Raw genomic sequence first — 12,995 nt, 5'->3', positions numbered from 1 at the left:
ATAAACAAAGAGCGCACAGCGCTCAGGTAATTCAGGACAGGATATTGAGCGTGGTGACTGAGCGTATCTCGGCACGATCACCCGTACCGGAGCTCAGATTTTTTCTTTCTTTTTTCTGCACCAGCAAACGATCACCCGTTACCGCATAGACCAGGTTATCTTCTTCGCGGATTTCAAAGCTGACCACAACGAAGGCACGTCCGGATATCTGTTGGCTGGTGCGACTGGCCAAAGGTGTACCATCGGCATCAACCCAGACATCAAAACTACCTTCATACTTTTTGATGTACTTTTTTTCTTTCTCACTCAGCCTGTCGACCGATAATTCAAAATTTAACAGGCGTGCCGGTTTGCCGTTATAGCTATCAGCTTTCTCGCTTTTGAATTGGGCTTTTTCCAGTTTGCGCAAAAAGGCTGCTGCATAGTTCACGACCGGTCGCAACTCGGACGGGCTCAATTCTTTGATGCTGGACAGCGCCGGGGTTTTCGCTTTCGGATCTTTCTCTTTCGCGCGTTCTTCTGCTTCCAGTTTGCTCAATAAATCTTTACTGAACACCAGTTGCAAGCCACGGTTGCCATCTTCCAGCTGTATGCTGGCCTGACCCGAGATTTCCTCCAGCTCCTTGCCTTCACCGATGCGGTTATTGATGCGGGTTTCAACTTGTGCTTTGACTGGCGCACTGCCATGCAGACGGCCCAGCGCCGTTTTGAGATCACTCAGGCCATCAGCATGGGCCGACAGGGCACAGCTGCTTAAGACTACGGCAGCGGAAATCTGGTGTAAGGCAAGAGGCAGGCGCATAGACTTTCCTTTTCAAAGACTTGTTGTGACCGGCAACTGTGACAGAAGTTCAGGCCGCCAGTGCTTTTGTTTTGAGCTCACGCCAATGCAGATACACCAGCAAAGCGACATGCGCATCATTAGCCGCATAAAAGATTTGCTTCTCACTTAAAGGACTTTGAGCCCAGTTAGAAGTCGAGGTTTTTTTGGACTTACTCATCTGCATGCCAAAATATTTGGCAACCGCAGCCTTAACGCCCATATCACGCTGTTTGCTTTCGCGCATCACGCGTGCCAGATCCAGCACATTCGCCGTCACAATGCCAAATTTGCTTTTCAGATGGCGCAGGTCATCAACCAGGCCGAAACCGACTTTTTGTATCGCAGGCTGTTCCAGCAACTGGCGGATGACCACGACAGCCTCGGCCTGCAACGCTGTAGTCAGCGGGAATAAGAAGGCCTGGGTCTCTGTGGCGAGTTGCACCAGATGCGGACCATCATTTTTCTGGCCCTTTTGAAACACCGGTTTGGTCTCGGTATCGAAGCCAAGTATGCTGGCGCTCTGCAATTGTGTGAGTGCATATTGCAAGGTGGCGGCATCTTCCACCATGCAGATTTGCTGGCGCTTCAGCCCGGGATAGGCGGGCAGCGCAGATTCAGGCTCCAGCTGCACTTCATCTTGTTCTTGTTGTTCTGGTTCTTGATTCATTAATCTATATCTTTATGCTTAACTGGAATTGCCCTGCGCTGTTGTGGCTGAAGCACAGCGACTGCTGCGCAATGGTGAGCACCAGCGAGTACCAGCGTACATACGGTACATTAGTGCCCACTATCATCCTTATCCTTATTTTCTGTAACATCTTTATCGATACGGCGTCTGGCCGGTGCTGCGGGTGGCTGCAGGCTGACCAGCACCACATTATCCTGCCCGGTACTGAGCGCCACAATTTCGTCATCACCAGTCTGGAAATGATACAGGGTCGCAGCACCCACCGCAGCAGAACTCAGCAATTTAGCTTCGACCAGCAATTGTGCCAGCTCAGCGCGCTGTCCGGCGTGCCATCTGAGCTTAGTCATGTTTTACCGCCTTTTGCTTTAACTGAAAGTGAGCGAAACTCTGTGCATCCATAGGACGGGCAAAATAATAGCCCTGTACCTGACTGCAGCGCATATCGCGCAATAACTGTATCTGTTCCTGACGTTCCACGCCTTCAGCGACCACATTTAATCCCAGACTCAGGCCCATGGCAATCACGGCACTGGCAATCGCCGCATCATCGGGGTCGGTATGGATGTCATTGACAAAGGATTTATCGATTTTGAGTTCGTCGATAGGAAAGCGGCGCAGATACGACAAACTGGAATAACCGGTGCCAAAATCATCCAGCGAAATCGACAAACCCAGTTTTTTCAAGGAACGCAGGGTGCTCAGGGTGCTGTTCACATCCTGCATCACCATACTTTCCGTCAGCTCCAGCGTGATGTAGGCAGGATTCGCACCGGCTGCAGCAATAATCGCGGCAATCCGGCCAGCCAGATCTTCCTGCCTGAACTGGCGCGAGGAGATATTGATCGCCACCTGTAAATCACCCAAGCCCTGCTCGCGCCAGCGTACTTGCTGGCGACAGGCTTCCGCCAGCACCCATTCGCCCAGCGGCAGTATCAAGCCTGTTTCTTCAGCCAGAGGAATAAATTCGACCGGATGCACCATACCTATCTGCGGATGATTCCAGCGCACCAGCGCCTCAGCGCCGACCACGGTTTGCTGATCGAGATCAATTTTTGGCTGGTAGTGCAGCAGGAATTCGCCGCGCTCCAGACCGCGCCGCAAGGCACTCTCCATATTCAGTCGGCTGATCGCGTTCAATCCCATTTCCGGCACAAACTGGCGCACGCTGTTGCGCCCATGTTCCTTCACGCGATACATCGCAATGTCAGCGTAGCGCAGCAGGATTTCTCCATGATCGCCATCACGCGGATACACCGAAATTCCTATACTGGCAGTCACAAACACATCCACTGCCTGAATCTGGATAGGACGGGACAGCGCTTGCAGAATTTTATCGGCGACGATATCGACATCACTGCTGTCGGGCAGATCGGTCAGTACGACGACGAACTCATCTCCGCCCAGGCGTGCAACCGTATCGGTATCACGCACACATTGCCTGAGTCTGTGTGCCACCTGCTTGAGCATTTCATCACCGGCACCATGGCCCGAGCCATCATTGATCAGCTTAAAGTGGTCAAGATCGAGCAGCAGCACACCCACATGCAAATCCTGACGCTTTGCCCAGGCAATTGCCTGGGTGATGCGGTCATTGAGCAAATTACGGTTCGCCAGCCCGGTCAGGCTGTCATGATTCGCCTGATATTCCAGCTCTTTCTGATAATTGACGCGTTCACTGACATCATTAATCACGCTGACAAAATGGGTGGTGTTTGCGCCTCGCGCGTCTTTAACCGGCGAGATATGCAATTCATTCCAAAACTGGGTGCCGTCTTTGCGGTAATTGCGCAACAATGCCCGGCCTTCACGTTTTTCGCGCAAGGCGGTACGTATTTCTTCCAGATCCGGCTGTTGTAAATCATCACGCACCAGAAAACGTCCCTCGCGACCTATCACCTCATCCGCGTGATAGCCGGTTATCCGTTCAAATGCAGGATTGACATAGACGATGGAGTGATCATTGGCGTCGCTGCGTGTGATCATGATGCCATTACTGCTGGAAACCAGCGCCTGTTCGCGCAGCAGCAAAGCCTGCTCCACTTCTTTCAGCTGAAACTGGGATGCGCTCAGGTCCTGACGTATCGCGACCAAATGGGTAATCCTGCCATCCACATCGGCGAGCGGGCTCACCACCTGCTTTTCCCAGTAGCGCTGGCCGTCACGGGTACGGCTCAGAATATCGCCATGCCAGTGTTGCCCCAGCGTCAGCGCCTGGAATTCAGCCTGTAGACGCTGATCGGTACCATCCCCGCTATTCCACAGCACAGGAATCCCCAGTAATTCCTCGAAGCGAAATGCCGTTCTTTGCAGATAAGCCTGGTTACAATATTCCAGCTTGCCTGCACGATCTGTGATGAGCACAGAGAGCGGGCTTTGTGCAATCGCCAGCGCCAGCAACTCCAGGTTATCCTGCAAATTCTGATGTTCGTGCGTGGTCAGCACCGCATCCACTGCGCGCGCCAGCTCCTGCGAAATGCGTGTCAACAGCTGGCCGGTTTCGGATTCATCCCACAGGCTTGCAGGTCCGCAGACTTCCAGCAGCACATCGCAACCGGTACGTGTCAGCGTTCTGCGCTGCACAGGCTGATCCACGCTGACCGCATCAGCACCAGCCGCAAAATGCAGCTTCAACTGTTCGCTGTTCAGCGTCACCGCACAACGCTGATAGCCGGCACGAGTGACCATAATGCTGCAAAAAGCTTGCAGCATCTGCTCTATGCTATCGGGGTACCACAAACAATGCGTGAGTTCGCCCAGCAGGCGATACCAGGCTTCGAGACGCTGTGATTCTGCGTCCAGCACATCCTCAACCGGTGCGCTTGTTTTCATATTTGGCAAGTCTCCTCTTAGCCAACTTCATCGACAGGTAAAGCAGACATCCCTGCCCTGCCAGCGGCGGATGCTGAAGGCTACTGAGGCTGTGGCTGCAAGCTGAGGCGAAGCCGCCATAAGCAAGCATTAAGCTGCCTGTTGTGCCTGTCCTGTTTACTATTATTTTTTTAAAAATCAGGTCGCCGCTGGTCGTGTAGCCGAGGCTACTTTATCCCGCGTGCGTCGGGCAAATTTATACCCTGTAACAAGTGTTACCGCAATAGAAACATTGCATCAGGAACGGTCTGATCGCAAATAACTTGTTGCGCAGCGCAGCAAGAGCGCCATATCATCAGCGCCAGCAACTGTCTTATCCGTAAGAAGCGTGATTTCTAGGTTAAAATCTAAGGTTTGGCAAACCATTTTCTCCACTCCATCCGGAGTCACAAGGCAGATAGCACGATGCTCACATTTCAACAAATCATCCTGACATTACAAGATTACTGGGGCAAGCAGGGTTGCGCCCTGTTGCAACCTTACGATATGGAAGTGGGTGCAGGGACTTCGCACACCGGTACATTTTTGCGCGCCATCGGCCCTGAACCCTGGCGCGCCGCCTATGTGCAGCCATCGCGCCGCCCTAAAGACGGCCGTTATGGCGAAAATCCTAACCGTCTGCAGCACTACTATCAGTATCAGGTTGTGTTGAAACCGGCGCCGGAAAATATTCTGGATCTCTACCTGGGTTCGCTCAAGGCGCTGGGTCTGGACCTGCAGCAAAACGATATCCGTTTTGTTGAAGATGACTGGGAAAATCCTACCCTGGGTGCCTGGGGTCTGGGCTGGGAAGTCTGGCTCAATGGGATGGAAGTCACGCAATTCACTTATTTCCAGCAAGTCGGCGGTCTGGATTGCAAACCAATTCTGGGCGAAATTACGTATGGCATAGAACGTCTGGCCATGTATCTGCAAGGCGTGGAAAACGTGTACGACCTGGTCTGGACGGAACGCGAAGAAAACGGCAAAACCGTGCGCCTGTCTTACGGCGATGTATTCCATCAGAATGAAGTCGAACAATCGACCTTCAATTTTGAATATTCAAATACCGATTTCCTGTTCTCACTGTTTAACAACTACGAAGCAGAAGCCAAGCGCCTGCTGGAAATTACAGAAAAATCACTGGCCCTGCCTGCTTACGAAATGATTTTGAAAGCCGCCCACACCTTCAATCTGCTGGATGCACGCGGCGCGATCTCGGTCACTGAGCGCGCAGCCTACATAGGCCGCATCCGCAATCTGTCGCGCGCGGTAGCCGCTGCGTATTACGCTTCGCGTGAGGCGCTGGGCTTCCCTATGTGTGCCGCTGACGATATGCATAAACCAGCGCCACCGGCAGCCTCCGCAGCCACTGCAGCCACGAAAACAGACGCTGCCTGAGTCAGCAGCCGGACAGAATGGACAGGAATTTCTATATGAACCAAACTTTATTAGTCGAATTATTTACTGAAGAACTGCCGCCGAAAGCGCTGGCAAAACTGGGCGAAGCCTTTGCCGCCGGTATCGTTGCCGGTCTGCAGTCACGTGATTTTTTAGAGGCCGCTTCGGTCGCTACGTCGTATGCCTCACCACGCCGTCTGGCAGTCAGCATCACCCAGGTGCGTGCGACCTCGCCGGATAAACAAATGCGTGACAAAGTGCTGCCTGTCTCGGTCGCACTCGATGCCAATGGCAATCCAACTGCACCGCTGGCGAAAAAGCTGGCTGCGATGGGTTTTGCCGATGTGCAGCTGAGCCAGCTGGAACGTGCACAAGATGGTAAAGCCGAGAGCTTTTTCTACAGCTATACCAGTGCCGGTTCAGCACTGGCACCGGCACTGCAAAGCGCGCTGGAAGAATCGATCAGCAAACTGCCGATTCCTAAGGTCATGAGCTATCAGCGTCCGGATGGCAGCACAGTACATTTTGTGCGTCCTGTGCATCAGCTGATCGCGCTGCATGGTGACAGCGTGGTGCCACTGAGCCTGCTGGGTCTGCACAGCGATCGTCTGACTGGCGGCCACCGCTTCCTGTCTCAGGGTCAGGTCAGCATTGCGCACGCCGATGACTATGCCAGCACCTTGCAGCAAGAAGGAAAAGTGCTGGCGCATGTCGCACAACGTAAAGGACAGATACGTCAGGCCCTGCTCGCTAAAGCAGGCGCTGACCTGGTGCTGATGCCAGACTCTTTGCTGGATGAAGTCACTGCGCTGGTCGAATGGCCAGTGGTGTACGAATGCCATTTTGAGCAGGAATTTTTAGCTGTACCGCAGGAATGCCTGATTCTGACGATGCAGACCAATCAAAAGTATTTTGCGCTGACCGATGCACAAGGCAAGCTGCGCTCGCGCTTCCTGATCGTGTCGAACGTGGAAACCAGCGATCCGCAACATATCATCCAGGGCAATGAACGCGTGGTCCGTCCACGTCTGGCGGATGCGAAATTCTTCTTCGAGCAGGATAAAAAGAAAAGCCTGGAATCGCGTCTGCCGCTGCTGGCCAACGTGGTCTACCACAACAAACTGGGCACCCAGGCAGAGCGCACCCAGCGCGTGAAAACGCTGGCCGGTCAGATTGCAGGCATGCTGCACGCAGATGTGGCACTGGCAGAACGCGCTGCACTGCTGGCGAAAACCGATCTGCTGACCGATATGGTGGGCGAATTCCCTGAGCTGCAAGGCATCATGGGCACTTACTATGCGCTGCATGACGGTGAGCATGCTGAAGTCGCTGCAGCTGCATCAGAGCACTACCAGCCACGCTTTGCCGGTGATGCACTACCAGCCAGTGCTACTGGTACCGCGGTGGCACTGGCCGACAAGCTGGAAACTCTGGTCGGTATCTGGGGCATAGGCCTGCAACCTACCGGCGACCGTGATCCTTTCGCGCTGCGTCGTCATGCACTCGGCGTGTTGCGTATGCTGGTGGAAAAGCAACTGCCACTCTCGCTGAACAGCCTGTTAGCCAACACTGTCGCGCTGTTCAGCGCGAATCCGCAGTTCAAAGACCCTGGCGCTGAAGTACTGAGCTTCCTGTATGACCGTCTTCGTGGCCAGTTGCGTGAACGTGGCTTCAGCCAGCATGAAGTGGAAGCTGTGGTCGCACAACAGCCAGATACGCTAGACACCCTGGTCGCACGTCTGCAGGCAGTACAAGCCTTTGCTGCACTGGACGAATCGGCGTCACTGGCCGCCGCCAATAAGCGGATTACCAATATCCTCAAAAAAGCGGAAGTCACACCCGGCGCCGTCAATCCTGCCTTGTTGCAAGAAGCTGCTGAACAGGCGCTGGCCAAAGCGATGGCCGATGTCAGCCCGAAAGTCGATGCGGCATTCAGTCAGGGCGATTACACCGGTGCGCTGAAAACCCTGGCAGCTTTGCGTGCCGAAGTCGACAGCTTCTTCAATGATGTGATGGTGAATGCGGAAGACCTGGCCTTGCGTAATAACCGTCTGGCACTGCTGTCTACACTGCATGGCATGCTGAATCAGGTCGCCGACATTTCTAAACTGGCAGCCTGATATGCCAGAAAAAGGACAGCCTATGAAACTCATCATTCTGGACCGCGATGGTGTCATCAACCACGACTCCGATGCCTTCATCAAATCCCCGGATGAATGGGTGCCTATCCCCGGCTCACTGCAAGCCATCGCCCGCCTCAATCAGGCGGGTTATCAGGTCGTGGTTGCCACCAACCAGTCAGGGATAGGTCGTAAGCTGTTCGATATGGCGACCCTGAATGCGATACATCAGAAAATGCATCAGATGGCGCAGCAGGTCGGTGCCACCATCGATGCGATTTTCTTTTGTCCACATATGGCCGACGATAACTGCGACTGCCGCAAACCTAAGCCTGGCATGCTGCATGAAATCGCGCGCCGCTATGACATCAGCCTCAAAGGTGTGCACAGCGTGGGCGACTCACTGCGTGACTTGCAATCCGGCTTTGTAGTCGGCTGCCTGCCTCATCTGGTATTGACCGGCAAAGGCCAGAAAACGCTGGACAAAGGCGGGCTGCCACCAGGCACCCACATTTATCCGGATCTGGCGACGATGGTCGATCAGTTGCTGGATGCACCAACAGAACAACAACACGCGAACTGAATACAGATTCGCTACTGGAGAAGACATGTTTCGTTTTACCTGCTTTATCCGTTCGCTGATTTTCATGATCGTGATGGTCATGGCGACAGTGATCTGGGCCCCCATCAGTATGCTGTTTGCTTTTTTGCCGTACAACCAGCGTTACTATGTGACCTCACGCTGGAATGTGTTTATTATCTGGGCCGCCAAAGTCATCTGTGGCATCCACTATGAACGCCGTGGCTGGGAAAATTTTCCTGATGAACCGGCCATCCTGCTGGCGAAACATCAGTCTGCCTGGGAAACCATATTCCTGTTGATGGCAACCCCGCGTCCGCTGGTGTTTGTATTCAAAAAAGAAATTACCTATATCCCGTTTTTTGGCTGGGCGATTTCTATGCTGCGCATGATACCGATAGACCGCAGCAAGGGGAAAGATGCGTTTGCCCAAGTGGTCACGCATGGTAAAAAACGCCTCGCAGATGGGCAATGGATCATCATGTTCCCGGAAGGTACGCGCATTGCTGTCGGTAAAAAAGGCACTTACAAAGGCGGTGGCGCACGTCTGGCGGTAGAGACCAATACGCAGGTCGTTCCTATCGCGCTGAACTCCGGTGAGTGCTGGCCGAAGAATTCTTTCATCAAAAAGCCCGGTACTGTCACGGTTTCTGTAGGAAAGCCGATTTCGTCTGAAGGAAAAACCGCGCCTGAGCTGATGCTGGAAGTGGAACAATGGATAGAAGCTGAAATGCGGGTGATTTCACCGCAAGTCTACCAAGAGTAAGTCTGCCCTCATGCCCTGTGATCAGGGCATTTTTTTTGTGTAAATCAGGCCTGCTGTGCGAAGTTTTGCGACTTGGTATACATTGCTGTCCTGAACCAGTCGCTGTGCCAGTTTCTACCACTCTCTATGTCATCATTCTCGTCGCTAGGAAAAGCTATACAAATGGCCTTGCAGCTGGATTTATTCAGCGAAATTTTGCCGTCTGGCGCAGGAAAACCCGGCTTGCAACCATCGGCAACACCTGCAGCCTTGCCCAACCCTCTGGCAGAACTGAGTCCACCGGCCGCGACACCGTCAGCCAGCGATACGGCTTCGGGAAATAAACTGCGAAAAATGGTGCTGGCGGACTGCACCATACACTATGAATTGCTGCGATCAAAACGGCGCAGCATAGGCTTTTTGATTCATGATGGCGGCTTGCGTGTGACCGCACCGCGCTGGGTCACCATCAGCGACATTGAGCATGCCATCAGTGAGAAGCAAGGCTGGATACAACGCAAGCTCAGTGAGCGGCGCGAACGGGTTGCCAGACGCCTGGAACCCGCCATGCAATGGCAGGATGGCGCACAGTTTCCGTTTCTGGGACAGACCCTGACTTTACGTATTTCACCGGGCTCGCTCAGCGGTACTTTCCTCGACCAGGCTGCAGCGCAATTGCATATCCACGTGCCAGCGAATGCTGCTGAACAGCAGATCAGAGACCGGGTACAAGGCTGGCTGCAACAGGAAGCGAAACGGCTGTTTCAAGAGCGCCTGCCCGTATTTGCCGATAAGCTGGGCGTGCAGTATCGCAGCATGTCGTTGTCGGCCGCACAGACACGCTGGGGCTCCTGCACCTCCGATGGCAAAATCCGGCTGAACTGGCGACTGATCCACTTTTCGCCCATGATCATTGATTACGTGATTGCGCATGAACTGGCCCATTTACGTGAAATGAACCATAGTCCGCGCTTCTGGGCGACCGTACAAAGCGTTTTCCCGGAAATGGAACAGGCCAGACATCAGTTAAAGCAGCAATCCACTGCCGATTTACCGGCATTCTGAGCAGCCTGAGCTACTCATGCATAGTCAGGCTGACGCTGATATAAACACTCTCATCAACTAAAGGAAAAATAATGCGAATTCTGCACACCATGCTGCGCGTAGGCGATCTTCAGCGCTCTATCGATTTTTACACTCAGGTATTGGGCATGCGCCTGCTGCGTCAGTCAGACAATCCAGAATACCAATACACGCTGGCTTTTCTGGGCTACGGCGCTAACCCTGAACATGCCGAGCTGGAGCTGACGTACAACTACGGCGTGGATAGCTATGACATGGGCACAGCTTACGGTCATATCGCCATTGCCGTGCCTGACGCCTATGCAGCCTGCGAGGCTGTGCGTCAAAAAGGTGGTAATGTCACGCGCGAAGCCGGACCGGTGAAAGGCGGTAAAACCGTGATCGCTTTTGTGCAAGACCCGGATGGCTATAAAGTGGAACTGATACAGCGCGATAGCGAAGTCACGCTGTAAGGGCGGATAGGGCTGAAACGGTTTCCAAGGCTCAGCAGGCTGGCTGTATGACGGCTTGCTGGCTATGCAGACAGGCAGGCTTCAGCCCCTTGCGCAATGTTAATGCTCGTCAGATTTGTTTTTTTTGACTGGCATATGGGTGACGTTATTCATCGCTTTCACCAGAAAGATGATCCCTAAAATAAAGACTAGAATTAAACCGGTAAAAATACCTGTCCACATGACTGCTATCCTGATGAAAAATGGTCAGGAACTACGCAAAAACCGTGAAAAGGATGGCATCTCCGCTCATCAGAACGCCTTGCTACAGCGAATTTTATCGGCAACATGTTTGCGTAATTCCCAATAGAAACTACTATTGCCCGAAAGCATATCGCAGATCAGATTCGACCCAAATTGAATGACAAGTTTTTTTACATTATTTAACGGAATTTAAGCTTTTTGGAAAAATACCAGTCACAAATGATGCTTAAAATCAACATTGTCTGAGGTGTCTGAGGTATTTGTGGTGGGATTGATATGTTACCCCTCAGGTCTAAACGGGACCGCAGCGGGCGCCGCAGTTGTGCGCGATGGCACTTGCCACACTCAGCAAGTGCCACACGCTTTAAACGTGACCGTGTCGGCGGAAATACGCAATCAGCCCACTGGTGGAAGCATCCAGCTGCGCATCAAAGGCCTGGTCGCCGAGTATCGCTGGCAACAAGCGGTTCGCCAGTTGCTTACCTAATTCCACACCCCACTGATCAAAGGAGTTGATACTCCAGATCACGCCCTGCACAAACACTTTGTGCTCATACAATGCGATCAGCATACCAAGCTGGAACGGGTCCAGGCTAGGCATCAGTATGGTGGTGGATGGCTGGTTACCGGCAAACACCTTATGCGGCAACAGCCGTGCCAGCTGCGCCTCAGACAAACCAGCCTGACTCAGTTCTTCACGTGCCTGTTGCTCGGTTTTACCAAATGCCAAAGCCGCGCTCTGTGCCAGGCAATTCGCCAGCAGCGGCGCCTGATGTCCAGGCAAAGGGTGATCGCTGGAAGCGGCCACCACAAAATCACATGGAATCAGCCAGCCGCCCTGATGCAGCAACTGGAAGAAAGCGTGCTGGCCATTGACGCCAATCTCACCCCAGACGATGGGGTTGGCGCGGCAGCTCAGCGGCTCGCCGTCACGGCTTACGGTTTTACCATTTGACTCCATTTCCAGCTGTTGCAGGAAGGCCGGTAAATGCCGTATCGATTCGTTATAAGGCAGAATCGCTGTGGTTTCTGCGCCCAGGAAATTGGTGTTCCAGATGGATATCAGTGCCATCAGTACTGGCAGATTTTTTTCCAGCGGCGCTTCACGGAAATGGCTATCCATGGTTTGTGCACCTTGCAGCATGCGCTCAAATCCATTCATACCGATCGATAAGGCCACCGACAAACCGACGGCAGACCACAGGGAATAGCGTCCACCGACCCAATCCCAGATCTGCAGAATATTTTCGTCTGGAATACCGAATTCATGTGCTTTGGCCGGGCTGGACGTCACGGCGATAAAGTGTTTGGCAATCGCCCATTCTTCCATCGCAGCTGCCATCAGCCAGGTTCTGGCGGTCTGCGCATTGATGCTGGTTTCCTGCGTGGTGAAAGTCTTGGATGCCACGATGAACAGCGTCGTGCGCGGGTCCAGTTTTTCCAGTAAAGGTGCCAGATGCGCACTGTCCAGATTCGACACATAGAAAAAATTCAGATTCGGATGCTGGAATGCGGACAAAGCCCGACTCGCCAGTTTAGGCCCAAGATCAGAACCACCGATACCGATATTCACCACATTCTGAATCGCGTCACCTTTAAAACCACGCCATAAGCCACTGCGCACACGTTCAACGATGTCGCGCATTTGCTTGCGCACCGCGCGCACCTGCGGCATCACATCCAGTTCTGCACTCGGGAAAGGACTAAATTCCATGTGGCGCAAGGCTGTGTGTAATACTGCACGGTCTTCGCTGAAGTTAATCTTTTCACCCGCAAACATGCGGTCACGCCATTCCTCGACATTCGCCAGACGCGCGAGCGACAACAAATGCCGCAAGGTTTCAGCATCTACCCTTTGCTTGGAATAATCAATCAGCAAGCCATCGAGCTCTGCGGAGAAGCGCTGAAAACGCTGCGCATCGCTGGCAAACAGCTCGCGCAAATGGGTTTGCTCCAGCCTTTGCTGATCCTGTAACAAAGCCTGCCACTCAGGGGTCTGGGTAATATTCATCG

The 12,995-nt window shown here is 53.3% G+C and carries 11 protein-coding genes; 6 read left to right on the top strand and 5 right to left on the bottom strand.

Annotation, left to right across the window (positions count from 1 at the left end):
• Positions 1-31: 31 nt before the first annotated feature.
• The 4 genes from EYB48_RS13165 to EYB48_RS13150 form a co-directional block, all read right to left on the bottom strand.
• On the bottom strand, positions 32-802 hold the full coding sequence (locus tag EYB48_RS13165) for a hypothetical protein (RefSeq protein ID WP_235935113.1): 771 nt from the start codon (positions 800-802) through the stop codon (positions 32-34).
• Between the two features lie 49 nt (positions 803-851).
• Positions 852-1,490 carry a 3'-5' exonuclease gene (locus EYB48_RS13160; RefSeq protein ID WP_162020814.1) on the bottom strand — a complete coding sequence of 213 codons (639 nt, stop codon included), beginning with the start codon at positions 1,488-1,490 and terminating at the stop codon, positions 852-854.
• A gap of 110 nt (positions 1,491-1,600) precedes the next feature.
• The gene (locus EYB48_RS13155) at positions 1,601-1,858 is read right to left on the bottom strand and encodes a hypothetical protein (protein ID WP_162020813.1); all 258 of its coding nucleotides are present in this window, start codon (positions 1,856-1,858) and stop codon (positions 1,601-1,603) included.
• Positions 1,851-4,340, bottom strand: a complete 2,490-nt coding sequence (locus EYB48_RS13150; protein WP_162020812.1) for a putative bifunctional diguanylate cyclase/phosphodiesterase — start codon at positions 4,338-4,340, stop codon at positions 1,851-1,853. The genes EYB48_RS13155 and EYB48_RS13150 overlap by 8 nt, the downstream gene beginning before the upstream one ends.
• A gap of 444 nt (positions 4,341-4,784) precedes the next feature.
• Between EYB48_RS13150 and glyQ the strand changes: the two genes are divergently transcribed.
• From glyQ to gloA, 6 genes are all read left to right on the top strand, one after another.
• A complete protein-coding gene (gene glyQ / locus EYB48_RS13145; RefSeq protein WP_162020811.1) occupies positions 4,785-5,759 on the top strand; it encodes a glycine--tRNA ligase subunit alpha in 975 nt (324 codons plus the stop codon).
• A 35-nt stretch (positions 5,760-5,794) separates the two neighbouring features.
• The gene (glyS, locus tag EYB48_RS13140) at positions 5,795-7,879 is read left to right on the top strand and encodes a glycine--tRNA ligase subunit beta (RefSeq protein ID WP_162020810.1); all 2,085 of its coding nucleotides are present in this window, start codon (positions 5,795-5,797) and stop codon (positions 7,877-7,879) included.
• A gap of 22 nt (positions 7,880-7,901) precedes the next feature.
• Complete coding sequence (gene gmhB / locus EYB48_RS13135) at positions 7,902-8,462, top strand: D-glycero-beta-D-manno-heptose 1,7-bisphosphate 7-phosphatase (RefSeq protein WP_162020809.1); 561 nt, start codon at positions 7,902-7,904, stop codon at positions 8,460-8,462.
• Between the two features lie 25 nt (positions 8,463-8,487).
• Positions 8,488-9,225: a lysophospholipid acyltransferase family protein gene (locus EYB48_RS13130; protein WP_162020808.1), complete on the top strand. Its 738-nt coding sequence runs from the start codon at positions 8,488-8,490 to the stop codon at positions 9,223-9,225.
• A 162-nt stretch (positions 9,226-9,387) separates the two neighbouring features.
• Positions 9,388-10,269 carry a M48 family metallopeptidase gene (locus EYB48_RS13125; RefSeq protein ID WP_235935110.1) on the top strand — a complete coding sequence of 294 codons (882 nt, stop codon included), beginning with the start codon at positions 9,388-9,390 and terminating at the stop codon, positions 10,267-10,269.
• A gap of 71 nt (positions 10,270-10,340) precedes the next feature.
• Positions 10,341-10,739, top strand: a complete 399-nt coding sequence (gene gloA / locus EYB48_RS13120) for a lactoylglutathione lyase (RefSeq protein ID WP_162020806.1) — start codon at positions 10,341-10,343, stop codon at positions 10,737-10,739.
• A gap of 607 nt (positions 10,740-11,346) precedes the next feature.
• Here the strand turns inward: gloA and pgi are convergent.
• The gene (gene pgi / locus EYB48_RS13115) at positions 11,347-12,993 is read right to left on the bottom strand and encodes a glucose-6-phosphate isomerase (RefSeq protein ID WP_162020805.1); all 1,647 of its coding nucleotides are present in this window, start codon (positions 12,991-12,993) and stop codon (positions 11,347-11,349) included.
• Between the last annotated feature and the right edge of the window lie 2 nt (positions 12,994-12,995).

This window comes from Cognatundibacterium crateris (assembly GCF_010078235.1).
Lineage (GTDB): Bacteria > Pseudomonadota > Gammaproteobacteria > Burkholderiales > Burkholderiaceae_D > Undibacterium > Undibacterium crateris.
This window is presented reverse-complemented; position numbering and strand designations above follow the sequence as displayed.